At 69.3% G+C, this 19,035-nt stretch carries 18 protein-coding genes; 3 read left to right on the plus strand and 15 right to left on the minus strand.

Going from position 1 to position 19,035, the window contains the following annotated elements; genetic code table 11:
* Window positions 1-4: 4 nt before the first annotated feature.
* The 7 genes from GGR16_RS07280 to GGR16_RS07310 form a co-directional block, all read right to left on the minus strand.
* Window positions 5-772 carry a sugar phosphate isomerase/epimerase family protein gene (locus GGR16_RS07280; RefSeq protein ID WP_019404361.1) on the minus strand — a complete coding sequence of 256 codons (768 nt, stop codon included), beginning with the start codon at window positions 770-772 and terminating at the stop codon, window positions 5-7.
* 60 nt (window positions 773-832) lie between these two features.
* On the minus strand, window positions 833-1,912 hold the full coding sequence (locus GGR16_RS07285) for an ABC transporter ATP-binding protein (RefSeq protein ID WP_019404362.1): 1,080 nt from the start codon (window positions 1,910-1,912) through the stop codon (window positions 833-835).
* A 3-nt stretch (window positions 1,913-1,915) separates the two neighbouring features.
* On the minus strand, window positions 1,916-2,800 hold the full coding sequence (locus GGR16_RS07290) for a carbohydrate ABC transporter permease (RefSeq protein WP_019404363.1): 885 nt from the start codon (window positions 2,798-2,800) through the stop codon (window positions 1,916-1,918).
* Window positions 2,800-3,732, minus strand: a complete 933-nt coding sequence (locus tag GGR16_RS07295; RefSeq protein ID WP_183316124.1) for a carbohydrate ABC transporter permease — start codon at window positions 3,730-3,732, stop codon at window positions 2,800-2,802. The genes GGR16_RS07290 and GGR16_RS07295 overlap by 1 nt, the downstream gene beginning before the upstream one ends.
* Before the next feature lie 115 nt (window positions 3,733-3,847).
* A complete protein-coding gene (locus GGR16_RS07300; protein WP_183316125.1) occupies window positions 3,848-5,083 on the minus strand; it encodes an ABC transporter substrate-binding protein in 1,236 nt (411 codons plus the stop codon).
* A 187-nt stretch (window positions 5,084-5,270) separates the two neighbouring features.
* Entirely contained in the window at window positions 5,271-6,155 is an 885-nt protein-coding gene (locus GGR16_RS07305) for an NAD(P)/FAD-dependent oxidoreductase (protein ID WP_019404366.1), read from the minus strand.
* On the minus strand, window positions 6,145-6,606 hold the full coding sequence (locus tag GGR16_RS07310; RefSeq protein WP_019404367.1) for an RrF2 family transcriptional regulator: 462 nt from the start codon (window positions 6,604-6,606) through the stop codon (window positions 6,145-6,147). The genes GGR16_RS07305 and GGR16_RS07310 overlap by 11 nt, the downstream gene beginning before the upstream one ends.
* A gap of 244 nt (window positions 6,607-6,850) precedes the next feature.
* Between GGR16_RS07310 and GGR16_RS07315 the strand changes: the two genes are divergently transcribed.
* From GGR16_RS07315 to GGR16_RS07325, 3 genes are all read left to right on the plus strand, one after another.
* Window positions 6,851-7,480, plus strand: a complete 630-nt coding sequence (locus GGR16_RS07315; protein ID WP_183316126.1) for a hypothetical protein — start codon at window positions 6,851-6,853, stop codon at window positions 7,478-7,480.
* Window positions 7,481-7,641: 161 nt separating this feature from the next.
* The gene (locus tag GGR16_RS07320; protein WP_183316127.1) at window positions 7,642-8,238 is read left to right on the plus strand and encodes an HD domain-containing protein; all 597 of its coding nucleotides are present in this window, start codon (window positions 7,642-7,644) and stop codon (window positions 8,236-8,238) included.
* A gap of 109 nt (window positions 8,239-8,347) precedes the next feature.
* Window positions 8,348-10,285 carry a cytochrome C oxidase Cbb3 gene (locus tag GGR16_RS07325; RefSeq protein ID WP_246372847.1) on the plus strand — a complete coding sequence of 646 codons (1,938 nt, stop codon included), beginning with the start codon at window positions 8,348-8,350 and terminating at the stop codon, window positions 10,283-10,285.
* A 20-nt stretch (window positions 10,286-10,305) separates the two neighbouring features.
* On the opposite strand, the gene GGR16_RS07330 is transcribed toward GGR16_RS07325, so the two are convergent.
* The 8 genes from GGR16_RS07330 to GGR16_RS07365 all read right to left on the minus strand — a co-directional run bounded on the left by GGR16_RS07330 (window position 10,306) and on the right by GGR16_RS07365 (window position 19,024).
* The gene (locus GGR16_RS07330; protein ID WP_183316128.1) at window positions 10,306-10,665 is read right to left on the minus strand and encodes a hypothetical protein; all 360 of its coding nucleotides are present in this window, start codon (window positions 10,663-10,665) and stop codon (window positions 10,306-10,308) included.
* A gap of 1 nt (window position 10,666) precedes the next feature.
* Window positions 10,667-13,213 (minus strand): cytochrome c oxidase subunit I, encoded by a 2,547-nt coding sequence (gene ctaD, locus GGR16_RS07335; RefSeq protein WP_183316129.1) that lies wholly within the window; start codon window positions 13,211-13,213, stop codon window positions 10,667-10,669.
* Window positions 13,210-14,295, minus strand: coding sequence for a sodium:calcium antiporter (locus GGR16_RS07340; protein ID WP_183316130.1), 1,086 nt, complete (start codon window positions 14,293-14,295; stop codon window positions 13,210-13,212). Before GGR16_RS07340 ends, ctaD begins: the two co-directional genes overlap by 4 nt.
* A gap of 4 nt (window positions 14,296-14,299) precedes the next feature.
* A complete protein-coding gene (locus tag GGR16_RS07345) occupies window positions 14,300-15,298 on the minus strand; it encodes a cytochrome c oxidase subunit II (protein WP_183316131.1) in 999 nt (332 codons plus the stop codon).
* Window positions 15,298-16,350 carry a c-type cytochrome gene (locus tag GGR16_RS07350; protein WP_183316132.1) on the minus strand — a complete coding sequence of 351 codons (1,053 nt, stop codon included), beginning with the start codon at window positions 16,348-16,350 and terminating at the stop codon, window positions 15,298-15,300. Before GGR16_RS07350 ends, GGR16_RS07345 begins: the two co-directional genes overlap by 1 nt.
* A gap of 64 nt (window positions 16,351-16,414) precedes the next feature.
* On the minus strand, window positions 16,415-16,987 hold the full coding sequence (locus tag GGR16_RS07355; protein ID WP_183316133.1) for a cytochrome c oxidase assembly protein: 573 nt from the start codon (window positions 16,985-16,987) through the stop codon (window positions 16,415-16,417).
* A gap of 59 nt (window positions 16,988-17,046) precedes the next feature.
* Complete coding sequence (locus GGR16_RS07360; protein ID WP_183316134.1) at window positions 17,047-17,838, minus strand: SDR family NAD(P)-dependent oxidoreductase; 792 nt, start codon at window positions 17,836-17,838, stop codon at window positions 17,047-17,049.
* Window positions 17,828-19,024, minus strand: coding sequence for a zinc-dependent alcohol dehydrogenase (locus tag GGR16_RS07365; RefSeq protein WP_183316135.1), 1,197 nt, complete (start codon window positions 19,022-19,024; stop codon window positions 17,828-17,830). Before GGR16_RS07365 ends, GGR16_RS07360 begins: the two co-directional genes overlap by 11 nt.
* Between the last annotated feature and the right edge of the window lie 11 nt (window positions 19,025-19,035).

Below are 19,035 nucleotides of genomic sequence, written 5' to 3' on the forward strand. Positions count from 1 at the left end.
GCGATCACCCTTCGATGCCGTTGAGGAAGGCGAGGCTCGCCCGGGCCGTGCGGGCGGGATCGGCCGGCTTGTCGTGCTCCACCACCATCCACCTGGCGCCCGCCGCCCGGCAGACACGCCACAGGTCGCGCCAGTCGAGGACGCCCGCGCCGACGTCGGCCCAGCCGTCCTGATCCTCGTTCTCTCCGGCCGGTGCGATGTCCTTGACATGGGCGGCGGTGATCCGGTTGCGGTAGCGCTCGATCCAGGGCTTCGGGTCGACATGGCCGCGCACCAGCCAGGCGACGTCCACCTCCCACGTCAGCGGGCTCGCGCCGGCGCCCTCGAAGAGGAGTTCGAGGGCCGTCGTCGGCCCCGCCTTCGGCTGCAGCTCCCAATGGTGGTTGTGATAACCGAGGCGGATGCCCTCCTTCGCGAAGCGCTCGGCCATCTGTCCGAGTTCGCGGCCGACGGCGCGCCAGCCCTCCGCCGCCATGTCCCGGTCCTCCGGCGGCACCGCCGGCATGTAGAGATCGGTGATGCCGAGGGTGCGGCAGGCCTCGACGACGGCCTCCGGCCGCTCGCGCAGGGCCGCGAGGCTGACGTGGCTCGACGAGGCGGCGAGCCCTCGCGCGTCGAGCTTGGCCTTGACGCGCGCGGCGTCGTCGAGTTGCGAGCCCACGGTCTCGACCCGGCGGTAGCCGGCCTCGGCCGCCGTATCGAGGATGCGGTCGAGGTCTTCGAGCGAGCGCAGGGTGTAGAGCTGGATCGACAGGCAATCGGTGACGGACATGAGAGCCTCATGCATAGCGGAAAGGCCGGCGCGGAACGCCCGCGCCGGCCGAGGGAGGGTTCACAGGCGCTCGCCGGTATCGGCGGCGAAGAGGGAAGCCTGTTCGGGATCGAGGCCGAGGCCGACGCGCTCGCCGCGCGTGATCCGGCTCGTCCCGGTCGTGCGCACCTGCAGGGTATGGGTGCCGTCGGAGCACCACAGCACCGTGTCGGCGCCCATCGGCTCGACGATGTCGACGCCGAAGCCCTGCCAGAGGCCCGCCTCGGCGAGCGCCAGATGCTCCGGCCGCACGCCGAGCACGACCTCCTGGCCGACGGGCGGCGCGCCGTTGAAGGCATAGCCGGCGAGCGGCAGGCGCAAGGTGCCGGCGACGAAGGACAGGCCGCCGCCCTCGGCCTCAAGCCGGCCGTTGAGGAAATTCATCTGCGGCGCGCCGATGAAGCCGGCGACGAAGAGATTGGCCGGCCGGCCGTAGATCTCGGCGGGCGAGCCGATCTGCTGCACCTTCTGGTCGCGCATGACGACGATGCGATCGGCCAGCGTCATCGCCTCGATCTGGTCGTGGGTGACGTAGATCATCGTCGCCTTGCCGAGGCGCGCGTGCAGGCGCTTGATCTCGACGCGCAACTCGTTGCGCAGCATGGCGTCGAGGTTCGACAAGGGCTCGTCGAAGAGGAAGACGGCGGCATCGCGCACGAGCGCCCGGCCGATGGCGACGCGCTGGCGCTGGCCGCCGGAGAGCTGGTCCGGCCGCCGGTCGAGCAGGTGGCCGATCTGCAGGAGCTCGGCCGCCTGGGCCACCCGGCGCCCGATCTCCGCCTTCGGCGTCTTCGCCATCCTGAGGCCGAAGGACATGTTCTCGCGCACGCTCATGCGCGGGTAGAGCGCGTAGGACTGGAAGACCATGGCGATGCCGCGGTCCTTCGGCTCCTCCCAGGTCACGTTGCGCCCGCCGATGAAGATCTGGCCGTCGGCAACGTCGATGAGACCGGCGACGGCGTTGAGCAGCGTGGACTTGCCGCAGCCGGAGGGGCCGAGGAGAACGACGAACTCGCCCTCCTCGATGTCGAGCGAAAGCCCGTCGAAGACGCGGACCGCCTCGAAGGCGACGGAGACGTCACGGATGGAGACAGCCGACATGGATCATCCTTTCACTGCGCCGGCGGCGATGCCGCGGACGAACCAGCGCCCGGAGACGAAGTAGACGACGAGCGGCACCAGCGCCGCGAGCATGGTGGCGGCCATGTCGACGTTGTAGGCGCGCTCGCCCTGGGTGGAGTGGACGATGTTGTTGAGCTGCACGGTCATCGGCAGGTTTTCGCGGCCGGCGAAGGTGAGCCCGAAGATGAAGTCGTTCCAGATGCCGGTGACCTGGAGGATGGTGGCGACGACGAGCATCGGCACCGACATCGGCAGCATGACGCGCAGAAAAATGGTCCAGAAACCGCCGCCGTCGATGCGCGCCGCCTTGAACAGTTCGATCGGGATGCCCGCGTAATAGTTGCGGAAGAGCAGCGTCATCGTCGGCAGGCCGAAGATGACGTGCACCAGCACGATGCAGGTGAGCGAATTGTAGATGCCCATCTGCGAGAAGATGCGCACCAGCGGATAGAGGAACACCTGGTAGGGGATGAAGGCCCCGATGAGCAGCACGCCGAAGAGGACGTTCGCCCCCTTCACCCGCCAGAACGACAGGGCGTAGCCGTTCACCGCGCCGAGCGCGATGGACAGGATGACCGACGGCACGAGGATGCGCACCGAGTTCCAGAACCCGACGCTGATGCCGTTGCAGTCGAGTCCCGTGCAGGCCGACGACCAGGCCTTGCCCCACGCTTCGAGGGTCGGCGCCATGGGCAGCGCAAGGATGTTGCCGAGCCGGATCTCCTCCATCGGCTTCAAGGAGGTGATGAGCATGATCCACAGCGGCAGGAGGAAGAAGACCGCCGCCGTGAGGAGGAAGGCATAGAGGCCGATGCGGCCGGGCGTGAGGCGGCGCGGCCGCGGGCCGCTGGGCAGCGACGCGCTCATCAGCGCCTCCCCTTGCTGCGCACGTAGCGGGCGTAGATCCACGGCGCGATGATGATGACGACGGTCACCAGCATCAGCGTCGCGGCGGCGGTGCCGAGCGCGATGTTGTTGCGCTCGAAGAGGTGGTCCATGACGAACTTGGCCGGCACTTCGGTGGCGATGCCGGGCCCCCCGCCCGTCATGGCGACGACGAGGTCGTAGAGCTTCACCACGCTGATGGCGAGGAGCACGGTGGCGGTCACCACCATCGGCCGCAGCAGGGGCAGGACGATGGAGAGGTAGTAGCGCCAGGGCGGCACGCCATCGACGCGCGCGGCCTTCCACAGGTCCTCGTCGACGCCGCGCAGGCCGGCGAGGAGGATCGCCATGGTGAGCCCCGCCCCGTGCCAGATGCCGGCGATGACGAGGGTGTAGATCGCCATCTCCTGGTTGACGAGCCAGTCGAAGGTGAAATTGGAAAAGCCCATGTCGCGCACGAGCTTCTCGAGCCCGAGGCCGGGATTGAGGAACCACTGCCAGGCAACGCCCGTCACCACGAAGGACATGGAATAGGGAAAGAGGAAGACGGTGCGGAAGGCGCCCTCGCCCCTCACCCGCTGGTCGATGAAGACCGCGAGCAGGAAGCCGAGCACGAGGCAGCCGGCGATGAACAGGACGCCGAAGATGACGGTGTTCTGTGCCGAGACGACGAAGCGGTCGTTGACGATCAGCCGCTCGTATTGCGCAAGGCCCACGAAGTCGAACTTCGGCAGCAGCGTCGAGCTCGTGAAGGACAGCCGCACGGTCCACAGCATGCAGCCGACATAGACGACGAGCACGATGAGCGCCGTCGGCACCAGGGCGAGCGCGGCGGGAAGGCCTCGTCCGATGCGCGGGCGTGCCGCTGGCGCCGCGGCGCCGGTGGCGGCGGCACGGACGGTGACGGTAGCCATGGGACCTCCTCCCGGTTCCGCCCGCCTCCCGCAGGAGCGGCGCGGCGGCTTGCGTTGGCAGAGGTTGGAACGGGCGTGAGGCCGGTCCGGGCGATGGCCGGACCGGCGCCGCGGGTCAGCTTGCGCTGCGCATTGCCGTGACGACCTTCTCGACGAAGGCGTCGGCCGACATGGAGGACGTGTTCCAGTACTGGGTGATGGCGTCCTGCATGGCGCCGGTGAAGTTCGGCGTGCTGATGATCTCCGTCGCCTCGACCTGGTTGGCGGGATCCTTCAGCACGGCGTGGGACTTCTGGGCGCAGGCATCCATGCTCGACACATCGACGTCGAGACGCACGGGGATGGAGCCCTTCTTCTTGTTGAAGGCGAGCTGGGTCTCGGGGTCGAGCAGCACCGCCGCGAGCTTCTGCTGCGCCGCCTGGGCGCCGGCGTCCTTGGTCACCGGGAAGACGAAGACGTCGCCGCCGATGACGAGCTTGCCATCGCCGACGATGGTGCAGCCATATTCCTTGCCCGCCGTCTGGCCGGCGGCGATGAACTCGCCCTTCGCCCAGTCGCCGTTGAAGTGCATGGCCGCCTTGCCGGTGATGACGAGCGAGGCGGCATCGTTCCAGTTGCGCCCCGGGCTGCCGGGGTCGACGAGGCCGCGCATCTTGCCGTAGAGCTCGGCCACTTCCTTGAACTTGTCGCTCTTGGCGGCCTCGACGTCGCGGACTCCGAAGATCTTGCGGAAGAGGTCCGCCCCGCCGTGGCCGACGAGGACCGCGCTGAACAGATTGCGCTCCCAGGTGGGCTGGCCGCCGAGCGCGATCGGGATGATGCCGTTGGCCTTCAGCTTCTCGCCCGTCTCGATGAGCTCGGGAAAGGTCTTCGGCGGCTCGAGCCCGGCGTCCGCAAAGACCTTGGTGTTGTAGAACATCCAGTTCTGGCCGTGGATGTTGACGGGCACGGCGTAGAACTTGCCGTCGCGGACGCTCGCCTCGATGATCGGCTTCGGCATCAGCTCGCGCCATTTGCCGGCCTCGGCGATCGCCTCGACGTCGATGAGGAGGCCGTTCTCGATGAGCTCGTCGAACTGCTTGCCGGTGTTGAACTGCGCCATGGTCGGCGGATTGCCGCCCACCATGCGGTTGACGGTCGCCGCACGGGCGTTGACGCCGCCGGCGATGGCATTGTCCACCCAGGTGCCGCCGCCCTTGGTATAGGCGTCGGCGAAGACCTTGACCGCGGCGGATTCACCGGCCGAGGTCCACCAGTGCATCACCTCCGCCTTCTCCTGCGCGAAGGCGGACGTACCGCAGAGCAGAGTGACAGCAAGCGTGCACGCTGAAAGGCGTGAGAACGAGCCCATGGCTTCCTCCCAGAAGCGTTGCGATCGACGTTTGTAATCGATTACATTTTTTCAGCAGGTTGGGGCGGAAGCCGACCGGTGTCAAGCGTGAATTGATGATACGCCAGCACCCGGCGCCCCGCCGGAGGGCGCGCCACGCCCGATATGTCTGGTGCGATTGCCTTTTCTCAAGCCGCGGGCTGTGGCGCTAGCCGAGGAGCAGCGAGCGGTGCACTGCCGCTCCGGTGAGCGCCCCGTCGCCCACCGCGAGTGACACCGTTCCCGTGGCCCGGGCGACATCGCCGCAGGCGAAGGCTCCGGGGATCGATGTCTGCTTCATGGCATCCGTGCGGATGAAGGGCCCGAGCGGCCCTTCCTCGTGGGCGCAGCCGAGTTCCTCCGCGAGCGGGCTTGCAGGACGGGTCGTGGACACCGTGAAGAGGCCGGCGAGCGCGATCGTGCGGCTGTCGGCGAGATGCACATCGGCATGGCCGGCGATGCCGTCGACCGGCACGGCCTCCACGCTCACGCCACGCGCGGCGAGCTGCGCCAGCTCCTCGTCGCCCGGCGAGAAGGCGCCGTTGGTGAACAGCGTCGTCGGCCCCCACTCGGGGATGAGCAGCGCCTGGTGCATCGCGGCGGGCCCGGTGGCGAGCACGCCCAACGGGCCGCCGCCGAGCTCGTAGCCGTGGCAATAGGGGCAGTGGAAGACGCTCCTGCCCCAACGCTCCGCGAGGCCGGGCACGTCGGGCAGCCGGTCGACCACCCCGAGCGCCAGGACGAGGCGCCGTCCCTCGAAGCTTTCCCCGGCCTCCGTCGCGATGCGGAAGCCGCCGTCCACCTGCTCGGCGCTCTCGGCCCTGCCCTCGGTCCAGGCGACGTTCGGATAGGCGAGCAACTGCTCCCGCGCCTCCGCCGCGATCCGCTCAGGCTCATGGCCGTCCCGGCTCAGGAAGCCGTGCGAATGCCGCGCGAAGCGGTTCCGGCGAAGCCCCGCATCGATCACCATGATCCGGCGGCGGGCGCGCGCCACCTGGAGGGCTGCGGCCATGCCGGCATAGCTGCCGCCGACGACGATGACGTCAAACTGCATCGGGCTTGTTCCTCATCTGTTGCCGATGGGCGGCGAGGCGCCGGGCAAAGTCCTCGGCGAGCTGCGCCAGCGTCAGGCGGCTGAACCGCTCCAGCAGGAGCGCCTCCACCTCTCGAAAGGTATCGTCGAGCGCGGCGTTGACCGCCTGCTCCACGAGGCACTCAGGCGCCTCGTTGCGGTGGCCGATGGCGAAGACCGCGGGCTCGCCGAGCGCCGCATGAATATCCCGCAGCGTCACCGCCTCGAGGTCGCAGGCGATCGACCAGCCGCCGTTGTGTCCCTTCTCGGACTTCACGAGGCCTGCCTCGCGCAACCCCGCCATCGTCCGCCGCACCACGACCGGGTTCGTGCCCATGCAGCGGGCGAGCACGTCCGACGTCATGGGCGCATCGTGGGCGGCCATATGCAGCAGGGCATGCAGGACGGAGGAAAGACGGCTGTCGCGCTTCATGTAACTTTTGATATTACGAAACTTGGGAATGTGCAAGCGGCGACGAAAATGGTGGCGGAAGCCCACACAAGCACTTGCCGGGTCAGATGAAATCCGTGTTCGGTCTGCGCTGATGGCGTACAGGCAGGCACCCGATGGCGGCAGATGCTGGTGCAAGGTGCAGCGAGCGCTATAGTTCTCGACGGCTGGGGGCGAGCCGGCAGGTTTGCTCCCGATCGCGGCGTCTGCGTTCGAGGGGCTCCGGATGATCGTCTCGCTGCCGGGAATCAGCGCCAGGAGCGGCCGCCTGCTGTCGCTCCTCCTGCTCCTCTCCCTCCTGTCTGCCGTCGACGGCGCCGGCCGCCCGGCAGCGGCGCAGGATGTGATCCACGTCTGCCACGGCTACGGCTGCTGGTTCAGGGCCAGCCTTGCCCTCGATGCCGCCGATGCCCGGCGCTTCGCCGCCATCCTCGCGGCGGGACGTCGATCCCCGGCCGCCGAGCGCGCCGCGATCTCGGACGCCGTGCGCTATTTCGAGCGCCGCGCCTTCGACGTGATCGGCATCCGCGACGAGCCGCGCTCACGCTTCGGCGCCTCGGGCGAACCGGGCCAGATGGACTGCATCGACGAATCGGCCAACACGCGCGCCCTCCTCCTCTATCTCGCCGAGCACGATCTCCTGCGCCATCACACGGTGGGGTCCGTCGCCTCGCGCGGCTTCCTCCTCGACGGCCGCTATTTCCACTCCACCGCCGTCATCCGCGATGCGGGCGGCACCGACTGGGCGGTCGATTCCTGGTACGCCCCGATGGGCGGAGCGCCCGACATCCTGCCGCTCAGCGAGTGGAAGGTGCAGGGTCTTTCCAGCCAGGGCGCACGGCGGCGAACTGGCTGACCTGCAGCCGCGGCCTCGCAGGAACGCTCCCGGGCCTTTCCACACGGCACCGGCGGTGTCGAAAATGCGTCGGAACGATCGGCTATCGAGAGATTCGGCGCCTCGTGGGGCCGAAACCGCCCGTGCGCTGGCGCAGCACGAAGACCCCGAAGGACAGCGGCATGCGACCCGTGATCGACAGCGAAAGGCTCACCGGCATCATCGACTTCATCCAGGCGGCGGAGCGGCTGAAGGACACGCTGCGCAGCGGCAGGACGTCGAACGGCCGCGCCGAAAGCACCGCCGAGCACAGCTGGCGCCTGTGCCTGCTGGTGATCATGTTCGAGAAGGAGCTCGCCGGCTGCGATCTGCATCGCCTGCTCAAGCTGTGCATCGTGCACGATCTCGGCGAGGCGATCTCGGGCGACATCCCGGCCATCGACCAGCGCGCCAACGACGACAAGGCGGCCCGGGAGCGGGCGGACCTGATGCAGCTCTGCGCGCCCCTGCCCGAGGACCTTAATCGCGACATCCTCGCCCTGTGGGACGAATACAACGCCGCCGCGACGCCGGAAGCCATCCTGGCCAAGGGTTTCGACAAGCTGGAAACCATGCTCCAGCACAATGTCGGCCGTAATCCGCCCGGCTTCGACTACGCCTTCAACCTGGATTATGGCGTGCATCACACTGCCCGCCACCCGCTTCTGGCCGAGATCCGCGCTCTGGTGGACGAGGCGACGCGGGCGCGCATGCGCGCATCGAGCAACATCCCCGGCTGATCGCGACGCGGACGATACGGCGGAACAGACGGGGCCGGGCGCGGTTGGGAGGGACCGACGCCATCCTTGCCTCTCCCTGCCGTGCCGTGATGGAACCGCGCCACCCGTCATGAGATTGCTTCTCGTCCTCCTCGCGATCGTGGCCACGCTGGTCGCCGCCGCCTTCCTGGTGCGCTTCGAATACGCGCCCGTGCCAGCGACCTCCGACCTCCTCAATCCCGAGCGCCGCACGCTCGACGTGGCCTATGACGTTCTCGGCAGGGAGATCACCCGGAGCGAGGCGGAAGAGCTGCAGCAGACCGATGACGGCAGGCGGCGCCTGTCGCCGGCCGAGGGCGCCATCCGTGTCGACGAGGACCTGCGGCAGCTCGGCCGGCGGGCGTTCTACAACGAGACCTTCGGCAACGAGTGGTTCATGACCGACGTCATGGGCCTGACGCGCGGCGCGCTGACGCCCTTCCAGGTCGCCAAGGCGGTCCTCAAGCTGCGGGGGCGCGGCACCACCGACCTTCAGGTGGAACTCGCCGAAACCGTGACCTTCGGCGGCAGGACCTACGAGAAGGGAACCCTCGTCTCCACCGGCATCGACGTGCCGCGCGGCAGCTTCGCGCCCCTCGGCATGAAGGTGATCTACGACCGCGGCACCATCCGCGTGGGCGCGACCTGCGCCCTCTGCCACGCGACGGTCGACCCCGAGAGCGGCCGTGTCGTCGAAGGCGCACCGAATGCCGATCTCGCCGTCGGCCCCCTGCTCGCCATGGCGACGAATTCGGCGGCCTATCTCGGCCACGTGGATATCAACGGCATCGACCGGCAGGGTGGCGATCCCGCCCGCACCGTCACGGGGCGCAACGGCGAAGCCCTGCCTTTGCCCGATCCAGCGGCGACGGAACGGGCCGTCGACGACATGCTCGCCGCCTGGGCGCCGGGCAATTTCGATTCGACCCCGGACGGGATCAACAACCCGACGCAGATCCCCGACAGCTTCACCCGCCACGACCATCCCTTCGGCTGGAGCGGCTTTGCCGCCGTGGGGCCGTTTCGCGGGCTCAACACGCTCACCAACAACGTGCACGGCCTCAATGCCGACATGACCACCATCGCCGAGGCGGCCGATGCGCTGCTGGACATGGATCCCGAACTCTACCTCGGCATCCTCCTGCAGAATGCCGCCAACCCGGACCTGCGCTTCGATCCGGACGGCGGCCGGCGGCCGAGCGAGGTCCTGAAGGCCGCGACACCCTGGCCGGCCGGGCCCGCCCTCATCCGCTCGGTGGCCCTGCCCTCGTTTCCCAAGGGCAGCTACGTCGCGACCAACAGCGTGCTCGCGAGCGAGCCGGATCATCCGGTCTGGCACCATGTCAGCGCCATGTCCGCCTTCCAGGAAACGCTCCTGCCGCCGCCCTCGCCGCCCGCCGGCGACGCGGTCGCGCTCGGCCGGCAGGTCTTCGAGGAGGCGGGCTGCGGGCAATGCCACGCCGGGCCCGGCTATACCAACAACCGGGTCCTGCCGGTCGCCGAGATCGGAACGCAGCCGTCGCGGGCGCAGGCGCTGATGAAGCAGGGCCAGAACCTGGCGCCACCGGTCCTCTATACACCCGACACGTCCGTGCCGTTGCCACAGGCGCCGAAGACGCTTCCCGTCCTCGTCGGGGAGGACGAGGCGGCGCAGCTGCAACTCGCCTTCGCGGCCGATGGCCGGGGTGGCTACAAGGTCAAGGGCCTCGTCGGGCTGCGCTGGACGGCACCCTATCTGCACGACGGCGGCGTCGCCGTGGGGCCGGACCCCGAGCGCGACATCGGCCTGCCGGGCACGGTCCATGCCGGCGTGCGGCCGGACCCGGCCAATTCCTTGCGCGCCCTTGTCGATCGCGAGCTGCGGCGCCGCGTCATCGACGCGAACAGGCAGGACGCCCGGCCGCGGGCGACGAACGTGAGCGGCGAAGGCCACGACTTCTACGTCGATGCCGCAGAAGGCTTCACGGAGGCGCAGCAGGATGCGCTGATCGCCTTTCTCCTCTCGCTCGACGGCCGTGACCGCCGCTAGCTGGCGGCCCTCCCGGGCCGTCAGCGCCCTGCGAGACAGCTGTCGACCAGCGCCAGGGCGAAGCCGCTCCAGATGACGGCCACGAGCGCGAGCAGCACAGCGATGCGGGCGATGGCGTGAAGGGCTGCGGCGCGCGGCGGCTCGGGCGCGCCGAGCGCCCGGGCGAAAGCCTCCTGCCGGAGGATGAAAGCGACGGCGGCCAATGCGGCGGCGACGGTCGGGACGGCGACGAGGGGAACGGCGAGTGTTTCCGGCACCGCCGGCAGGCAGGCGGCCGTATGGCCGGCATAGATCAGCGTGAACTGCACCGCCCACAGGAGCGGCCCGGCGAGGATGTAGAGGAGTGTGCCCCAGAAGGACGCCGTCGGCTCGCTGCGCATGTCACCCCGCCATCCGTGGGAAGCCGTGAACGAGAAGGAGCGACAGCAGGATCTGCACCGCGCCGTAGGGGTAGAGAATGGCGCAGTTGTCGAAATTGACGCGCCGCACGGCATCGAGACAGCCGACAAGGCTGCGCGCGATCGCGTAGCCCGCAAGGAGCACGACGGCGATGCCGACCTGCACGTTGAGGACGCTCGCCATGTAGGTGGCCGCCGCATAGGCGTTCTGGCCCGGCCGCAGCCCGCTGTACCAGTGGCCGAGCACTTCCAGCACCACGGCGCCCGTCATCGCGAGGGCAGCGAAGGCGAGGAGCAGCGGTGCCGTGGCCGATGGCCGTCCCGGCGCCGGCAGGCGCCGCCCCGCGAGGAGCATGGCCGCCGCCCCCGCCGCGACGAGCGCGCCGCTCGCGAGCGGCCAGGTGGCCGGCGGCAGGGCCGGCGCGCCGTGCGGCGACCACGCGTCCGGCGAGACCACCCAGAGATAGAGGTAGGAGAAGACATAGGCGATGTAGAGCGAGGTGGCGACGAAGACGAGGACGATCATCGCCCACCAGGCGTGCGAGCGCGGTCCACTCACATAGGTCGGCAGGACGATGCCGGCGCCGATCGGCACGTCGCCCTTGACGGGGCCCGGATCGAGGCTCCAGCCCCACCAGATGCAGGCGATGATGCAGGCGATGCCGGACAGGACGGCCGGCACCACGAGCTTGACGGTGAGCAGCAGGAAGAAGCCCGCCATGAAGATGGCGGCGAGCACGTGCGACCAGCCCGGCCCCGGCATCTGCAGCACGTATTCGGGCTTCGCCTCGACCGGCGAGCAGACCAGCGTCTCGCGCCCGCCCGTCGGCGCATTGGGCAGGAAATGGCGCCCCTCCTCCACCTCGCGGGCGAGGTTCGGCTGGTCCCAGAGCGGCTCGCGGCTGCGCACCAGGGGAATGCTGCGCGCGGCATAGACGTCGCCCGGCAGCCATTCGAGCGTGCCCGCACCCCAGGGATCGCCTGCACCGCCGCCGCCGGCGGTCGGGCGGAAATTGCGCAGAAGATCGACGATGAAGACGAGGACGCCGGCGGCAAGGATGAAGGCCCCCACCGTCGAGATCATGTTCAGCATGTCCCAGCCGACGTCGCCGGGATAGGTCCACACCCGCCGCGGCATGCCGCGCAGGCCCGTCAGGTGCATCGGCAGGAAGGCGACGTTGAAGCCGATGAACATGAGCCAGAACGTGATGCGCCCGAGAGTCTCGGACAGGCGCCGGCGGCTCACCATCGGCGCCCAGTAATAGAAGGTGGCGAACAGCGGGAAGACCATGCCGCCGATGAGCACGTAATGGAAATGGGCGACGACGAAATAGGTGTCGTGCACCTGGAGATCGACCGGCACGAGCGCCACCATCACGCCCGTCAGCCCGCCGAGCGTGAAGATCGCGAGGAAGCCCAGCACGAAGAGCGACGGAGTGGTGATGCGGAAGCGGCCCTCGCTCGCGGCGATGGTCGCGATCCAGGAGAACACCTGGATGCCGGAGGGGATGGCCACCGCCATGCTCACGGCCGAAAAGAAGGCGAGGCTCAGCGCCGGCAGGCCTGTGGCGAACATGTGGTGCACCCACAGGCCGAAGCTGAAGAAGCCGGTGCCGATGAGCGCGACGACGATGAGCCGGTAGCCGATGAGCGGCCGCCGCGCCATGGCCGGCACGATCATCGACACGAGACCGGCCGCCGGCAGGAAGATGATGTAGACCTCCGGATGGCCGAAGAACCAGAAGAGATGCTGCCACAGGAGCGGATCGCCCCCCTTCTCGGCGGAAAAGAACGGCCAGCCGAAGGCCCGCTCGATCTCGAGCAGCATGGTGGCGAGGATGACCGCCGGAAAGGCGAACATGATCATCGCCGCGAAGATCAGCATCGCCCAGGCGAAGATCGGCATCTTCGTCAGGCTCATTCCCGGCGGGCGTGTGCGCAGCGTGCCGACGACGATCTCGATGGCGCCGGCGATCGCGGATATCTCGATGAAGCCGATGCCGAGCAGCCAGAAATCGGCGTTGTCGCCCGGCGAGTATTCCGTCAGCGTCAGCGGCGGGTACATGAACCAGCCGCCCTTCGGCGCAAGGCCGTAGAAGATCGTGGAGAAGAAGACGAGCCCGCCGATCACATAGGCCCAGATGGCGAAGGCGCTGAGGCGTGGGAACGGCAGGTCGCGCGCCGCCAGCATCTGCGGCAGCAGCAGCACGCCGAGCGCCTCCATCGCCGGCACGGCGAAGAGGAACATCATCGTCGTGCCGTGCATGGTGAAGAGCTGGTTGTAGAGGTCCTGGCCGACGACATCGTTGCCCGGCACCGCGAGCTGGGTGCGCATGACGAGCGCGACGACGCCCGCGAGCAGGAAGAAGAGGAAGGCGAAGCCGAGATAGGCGACGCCGACGACGGTGTTGTTGACCGCGCTCAGGATGCGCCAGCCGCGCGGCGTCGCCCATACCCGCTTGAGCTTCTCCTCCTCGCCCGGCGGGCGGGGCAGCGCATTCGGCAGGTCGTCGGGTCCGGCGCGGTTCATGGCTGTTGCCGCAGGAAGTAGAGGAAGACGAGGCCGCCGGCATAGACGGCGAGCACCAGGATGGAATCGTAGCCCATGCGCAGCAGCGACCTGTCGCGCCGCTCGGCGAGCCCGGCGAGGAACAGGGCCGTCACGACGACCGCAAGCAGCACGCCGAAGACGGAGAAGGCGCCCGCCCGCGTCATCACCGGCTCGCCGGGCGCGACGAGGTCGATGAGGAAGACCATGGCGACATTGATGAGATTGGTGCCGAGGATGTCGGAAATGGCCATGGTGAAGAGACCCTGCCGGGCCGACGACAGAGCCGTGCTCAGTTCCGGCAGCGACGTCGCGAAGGCGACGAGGACGAAGCCGATGAAGCTCGAGCCGATGCCGGTCTGGTCCGCCAGGGCCTCGCCGGACTGCGCGAGGATGAAGCCGGCGATGAGAATGGTGATGCCGGCCGCCGCCGTGCGTGGCACGAGCGAGGACAGGCTGCCCTGCGCGCAGCCGCCGTGCGTGCCCTTCCGCCCGCCCTGCCCGCCCCCGGCAGGCTCCTCCACGATCGCGCGGTCGACCCGGCCGTCGCGGGCGGCGAGCCACGGCCGCCGCCCTTCGGCGCCGGCAAGCACCCACACCGAGACGAGATAGGCCAGCATCAGCCCCCAGGCCCACAGCCCGATGCCGAGGACGGGGACGTCGCCGACGATCATCGCCGCGGCGGCCGCGGCGATGAGGATGACGTTGAGGCTGCCTTGCAGCATGACGCCCGGCTCGGGGACGACGGCGGTCAGCGCCCTGCGGCCGATGACGAAATCGACCACCGCGAGCAGCGCGACCTGAAGGGCGATGCTGCCGAAGATGCTGTTGAGCGCGAGATCGGCATTGTCCCGCGCCGCCGAGGTGAGGACGACGCCGATCTCGGGAAGCGACGTCACGCCGGCGAGCAGGACGATGCCGATGACAGCCTGGCCGAGCCCCGTCACGGCGCTGATGGCCGCGGCATAGCGGGCGAGCCGGGCCCCGGCCAGCCAGACGACGATCGCCGCGACGGCGAAGAGCGCGACGTTGAGCAGCGGGCTGAAGGAGGAGAAGTCCGGCATCGCCCTACTCCAGCAGGTCGAGAAACGCGCCGAGGGCCCGCAGCTCGTCCGGCGCAAGGTTGCGATAGGGCGGCATCAGGTTCTCGGGCTTGATGTGGTCGTTCTCGGCGATCCAGCGCGCGAAGGCGGCGGCATCGTTGGGCAGCGTCGCGGCGCCGATGGAGCGCCGGCTTCCCACGTGGGTCAGATCCGGGCCGAGGCGGCCCTGCGCCCGCGTGCCGGCGATCGTGTGGCAGGCGCCGCAGCCGTTCGCCGTGAACAGGGCCGCCCCCCGCTCCTCCTCGGCGCTCGCCGGCACCCGCGCCGGCATGGCCTCGCGTGCGAGCCAGGCGTCGTATTCCGCCGCCGGCATGGCGACGACGTGGAAGGCCATCAGCGCATGGGCCCCGCCGCAATATTCGGCGCATTGGCCGCGGCTGATGCCGGGCTCCGCCGCCTCGAGCGTCAGCACATTGATGCGGCCCGGGATCATGTCGAGCTTGCCGGCGAGCTGCGGCACCCAGAAGGAGTGGATGACGTCGTCGGAGAGAAGCCGCACCATGACCTTGCGGCCGACGGGCAGGCGCAGCTCGTTGGCGCTCTCGACCTCCCGCCCCTCCGGCGTGCGGTAGACCACGCGCCACCACCAGCGCTTGCCGGTGACGGTGACGACATGCTCTCCGGCCGCGCTCATCCGGGTGGCACCGGCCTGCATCACGAGGAAGCCGTAGACGAGCAGAAACGTCAGCACCACGATGGGCAGCACGATGCCGCCGCCGGTCAGGAACCACTCGCGCGAGAGCACCTGCCGCCAGCGCACGGGCCCCCGGAGCGCGACCGCGACGAGGATCGTCACCATCGCCATGACCGCCATGGCGACGCCGGCCGAGGTCCAGAACAGCGGGTCGATATCGAGCGCCTCGCCGCCCTTCGGCACGAGGGCGGACTGGATGCCGGCGCATCCCGCCAGCGGCAGCATCGCGGAGCTGCAGGTGCAGGCGAGGACGCGCGCCGGGCGTGCCATCACTCGCCCTCCCGGCGGGCCTCGGCGGGCACCGGCGCCCGCTCGCCCCCGCTGTCGAGAAAGGCCGCGATGTCGGCGATCTGCTCCGGGCTCAGCCGCTCGGCGATGACCGACATGATGCGGCCGTGGGTCGTTCCGCTGCGCACGCCGCTGCGGAAGAGGCCGAGCTGCGCCTCCACGTAGTGGCCGGAGAGACCGTCGAGCAGCGGAAACTGCGCGGAGGTCTCGGGCGCGTGGCAGGAACGGCAGGCGGGCAGTTCCTGGCGCGGCACGCCCTCGCGGAAGATCCGCCGCCCCCGCGCGACACGCGCATCTCCGGGCCTTGCGACCGCAGCGGGCCGGTCCGCCTCCGCAAAGTGGCGGGCGATCCGCCCGATGTCCTCGGCCGACAGAACCGCCGCCAGCGGCTCCATGATGCCGCTTTGCCGCCGGCCGTCGTGGTATTCGCTCAGCGCCCGGGCGAGATAGCCCTCCTTCTGCCCGTGCAGGACAGGGACGGACGCATGGACGGGCCGGCGCCTGCCGTCGCCGTGGCAGGCGGCGCAACGCGCGAGCGGCGACGGCTCGTCGATGCCGAAGCCGAGTGCCGGGGTCCTTTTCTCCCGGGCGGGGACCGTGTCGTCGTCATGCGGCATCCGCTGCAGATAGGCGACCACGGCCCAGACCTCGTCATCGCGGTCCCGCCCCGTCCACGCCGGCATGCCGGTGAACTTGAGCCCGTGGCGGACGATCCAGAACAATTCGCGCGTCTCCCAGCGGCTCGCCGCGCCCTCGAGGCGCGGCGGCGACGGCAGCATGCCGCGGGCGATCGGGTGGCGCGCATGGCCGGGCTGCGAATGGCAGGGGGCGCAGCCGGTCGCGAAATGCTCCCGGCCAAGCTGCGCGAGCGCGGGATCGGTCAGATCCGGCAGCAGCACGCCGAGACTGTGGAGCGAGATGGAGCGGCGCAGTGCAAACTTGATGAGGTGGTCGACCGGACGGAAATGCGGCCTCGTGGCGGCGACGTTGTAGAGGCCGGAGACGGCCAGGAGACCGAGCCCGATCGCCACCATGCCGACCCCTGCAGCAAAGCCCCAGGCTGCACGGCGAAGGCGTGGGCTGCGCCTGGCCATGGGATCAGGCCGGCCGCGCAGGGCCCGGCCACTCCTGCGCGCGATCGACCCGCGACAGCCAGCGCGCGGTCACGACAATACCGGCCAGGACATAGGTCATGGGACAGGCGACAAGCATCAGGAGCCCGGCCGTCTGCTGGTCGGCGAGCAGCCCGGCCGCCGGCACCTCCCCGTGCGAAGCGAACGCCGCCGCATAAAGCGGGGCCGGCGCGAGGACGAGCAGCGCCCCGACGAGACAGAACACCTTGCCGGTGACGAGCAGGGCAAGAAGGCTGCGCCACGCCTCGCCATCGGCCGCGGCGAGCGCCGCATGCCAGAACCACAGCGCCGCGAGGAAGAGCGACAGATGCATCGCGGCCATGGCGGCGGGCTGGTGCATGGCGAGGGCGAGCATCGACGGCAGGTGCCATATGGCGATCAGCGCAAGCTGCGTGACGGCGGCTGCGAGCGGCCAGCGTGCCCCGGCCAGCACGACGGCGCGCCGCCGCAAGACGAGGGCGGCCACGGGCGCGACGACGTTCATCGCGCCGATGTGCACGGCCATGTGGTCGGTCAGGGAGCCGCCTTCGCTCAGCATGATTGAGCAAACAACCGGCTGCCGCTCCTGTTCCACGGCAGCCGCGGGCCGCGGCGATTTCAGTCGGGCGCCGTGCCCGGCGCCGCCATGCGGCGATGCTGCTCGGCCAAGAGGCTCGCCGGCAGGAGATGGGCCATCGCCGCCTGGATCTTGTTGCTGAAGCCGCTGATGACGCCGGCCTCGCCCTTCATCATCGCCTCGAAGCCGAGCCGGGCGACCTTCGCCGGGTCTTCCTTGCCGCCGTCGTCCGCGCCCACCTTCGTGTCCATCATGTCCGCCCGCTCGAAGAACGCGGTGTCGGTCGGGCCCGGCATCAGGCAGGTGACGGTGACGTTCGTGTCCTTGAGCTCGTTGCGCAGGGCCCAGGCGAAACTGTCGATGAAGGCCTTGGTGGCGTTGTAGACGGCCTGGAAGCTGCCGGGCATGAAGCCGGCGATGGAGCCGGTCAGCAGGATGCGGCCGCGGTTGCGGGCGCGCATGTCCTGCCCGACGCGGTGGATGAGCAGGACGGTGCCGGTGACATTGGTGCCGATCACCTGGCGGATGTCGTCGAAATCCTGGTCGAGGAAAGCATGGCCGAGGCCCCGCCCGGCATTGGCGAGGAGAAGGTCCACGGGCCGGCCGCCGATCGCGTCATAGAGCATGCCGACGCCTTCCTCCGTGGCAAGGTCCGCCTCGAGCGCATCGACCTTGACGGCATACGGCCTGAAGTCCTCGGCGGCCTGGACGATCGCCTTCTCGTCGGCTGCGATGAGAAGATCGTAGCCCTCGGCGGCACAGCATCGGGCGAGTTCGTAGCCGATGCCGGTCGAGGCACCGGTGACGACGGCAATTCCACGATCAGCGGCCATTCGCTGCCTCCATTCCCGGCTTGAGCACCACCTTCGTCGTCTCGTTCTGCTCCTCGTCGAACAGGCGGTAGCCCTCCCGCGCCTCCTCGAGCGGCAGGCGATGGCTGATGAGGAAGGTCGTGTCGATGCGCCCCTCGCGGATCATGTCGAGGAGGCGTGGCAGATATTTCTGCACGTGCGTCTGCCCGGTGCGGATGGTGAGCCCCTTCTCCATCACGGCGCCGATGGGGAAGTGATTGACGAAGCCGCCGTAGACGCCCGGGATCGAGACCCGCCCGCCCTTGCGGCAGGCGTGGATGGCCTGCCGCAGGGCGTGCGGACGGTCCGTCTCCAGCATCACCGTCTGCTCGGCCCAGTCGAGGATGTTGTCGGGCGCCATGCCGTGGCTCTCCATGCCGACGGCGTCGATGACGGCGTCCGGGCCGATGCCGCCCGTCATCTCGACGAGGGCGGCATGCACGTCGACGTCCTTGAAATTGATGATCTCGGCGCCGAACTTGCGCGCGAGTTCCAGCCGGTGCGGATAGTGGTCGATGGCGATCACCTTGTGTGCACCCATGAGGAAGGCGCTCTGCACCGCGAACAATCCGATGGGCCCGCAGCCCCAGACCGCGACGGTATCGCCCTCCTCGATCTCGCAGTTCTCGGCCGCCATCCAGCCCGTTGGCAGGATGTCCGACAGGAACAGCACCTTGTCGTCCTCCAGGTCGTCGGGCACGGCGATGGGGCCGACATCGGCGAAGGGCACGCGCACATATTCCGCCTGTCCGCCGGCATAGCCGCCGGTGAGGTGGGAATAGCCGAAGATGCCGCTCATCTGGTGCCCGAACAGCATCTCCGACATGTCCGCCTTGTCGACGGGGTTGGAGTTGTCACAGGCCGAATACTGCAGCTTGCGGCAGAAGAAGCACTCGCCGCAGGCGATGACGAAGGGCACGACCACGCGGTCCCCCTTGCGCAGCTTCTTCTGCTTGGCACCGGTCTCGACGACCTCGCCCATGAACTCGTGGCCGAGAATGTCCCCCGCGCGCAGCGTCGGGATGACGCCGTGGTAGAGATGCAGGTCCGAACCGCAGATGGCGGTCGACGTGACCTTGATGATCACGTCGCGCGGATTGACGATGGCCGGGTCTTCGACGGTGTCGACACGGACGTCGTTCTTGCCGTGCCAGACGAGCGCTCGCATCCTCGTCCTCC

It is taken from the genome of Chelatococcus caeni (genome assembly GCF_014196925.1).
In the GTDB taxonomy this organism is placed as follows: Bacteria; Pseudomonadota; Alphaproteobacteria; order Rhizobiales; family Beijerinckiaceae; genus Chelatococcus_A; species Chelatococcus_A caeni.

Excerpts from the sequence above, each read along its gene's own strand:
- GGR16_RS07310 (WP_019404367.1), bottom strand. The coding sequence starts at position 6,606 with ATGAAGCGCGACAGCCGTCTTTCCTCCGTCCTGCATGCCCTGCTGCAT.
- GGR16_RS07340 (WP_183316130.1), bottom strand. The coding sequence starts at position 14,295 with ATGCCGGACTTCTCCTCCTTCAGCCCGCTGCTCAACGTCGCGCTCTTC.
- GGR16_RS07330 (WP_183316128.1), bottom strand. The coding sequence starts at position 10,665 with ATGCGCAGCGAGCCGACGGCGTCCTTCTGGGGCACACTCCTCTACATC.
- GGR16_RS07285 (WP_019404362.1), bottom strand. The coding sequence starts at position 1,912 with ATGTCGGCTGTCTCCATCCGTGACGTCTCCGTCGCCTTCGAGGCGGTC.
- GGR16_RS07320 (WP_183316127.1), top strand. The coding sequence starts at position 7,642 with ATGCGACCCGTGATCGACAGCGAAAGGCTCACCGGCATCATCGACTTC.
- GGR16_RS07345 (WP_183316131.1), bottom strand. The coding sequence starts at position 15,298 with ATGGCACGCCCGGCGCGCGTCCTCGCCTGCACCTGCAGCTCCGCGATG.
- GGR16_RS07355 (WP_183316133.1), bottom strand. The coding sequence starts at position 16,987 with ATGCTGAGCGAAGGCGGCTCCCTGACCGACCACATGGCCGTGCACATC.
- GGR16_RS07290 (WP_019404363.1), bottom strand. The coding sequence starts at position 2,800 with ATGAGCGCGTCGCTGCCCAGCGGCCCGCGGCCGCGCCGCCTCACGCCC.
- GGR16_RS07315 (WP_183316126.1), top strand. The coding sequence starts at position 6,851 with ATGATCGTCTCGCTGCCGGGAATCAGCGCCAGGAGCGGCCGCCTGCTG.
- GGR16_RS07365 (WP_183316135.1), bottom strand. The coding sequence starts at position 19,024 with ATGCGAGCGCTCGTCTGGCACGGCAAGAACGACGTCCGTGTCGACACC.
- GGR16_RS07325 (WP_246372847.1), top strand. The coding sequence starts at position 8,348 with ATGAGATTGCTTCTCGTCCTCCTCGCGATCGTGGCCACGCTGGTCGCC.
- GGR16_RS07280 (WP_019404361.1), bottom strand. The coding sequence starts at position 772 with ATGTCCGTCACCGATTGCCTGTCGATCCAGCTCTACACCCTGCGCTCG.
- GGR16_RS07360 (WP_183316134.1), bottom strand. The coding sequence starts at position 17,838 with ATGGCCGCTGATCGTGGAATTGCCGTCGTCACCGGTGCCTCGACCGGC.
- GGR16_RS07300 (WP_183316125.1), bottom strand. The coding sequence starts at position 5,083 with ATGGGCTCGTTCTCACGCCTTTCAGCGTGCACGCTTGCTGTCACTCTG.
- GGR16_RS07305 (WP_019404366.1), bottom strand. The coding sequence starts at position 6,155 with ATGCAGTTTGACGTCATCGTCGTCGGCGGCAGCTATGCCGGCATGGCC.
- ctaD (WP_183316129.1), bottom strand. The coding sequence starts at position 13,213 with ATGAACCGCGCCGGACCCGACGACCTGCCGAATGCGCTGCCCCGCCCG.
- GGR16_RS07295 (WP_183316124.1), bottom strand. The coding sequence starts at position 3,732 with ATGGCTACCGTCACCGTCCGTGCCGCCGCCACCGGCGCCGCGGCGCCA.
- GGR16_RS07350 (WP_183316132.1), bottom strand. The coding sequence starts at position 16,350 with ATGGTGGCGATCGGGCTCGGTCTCCTGGCCGTCTCCGGCCTCTACAAC.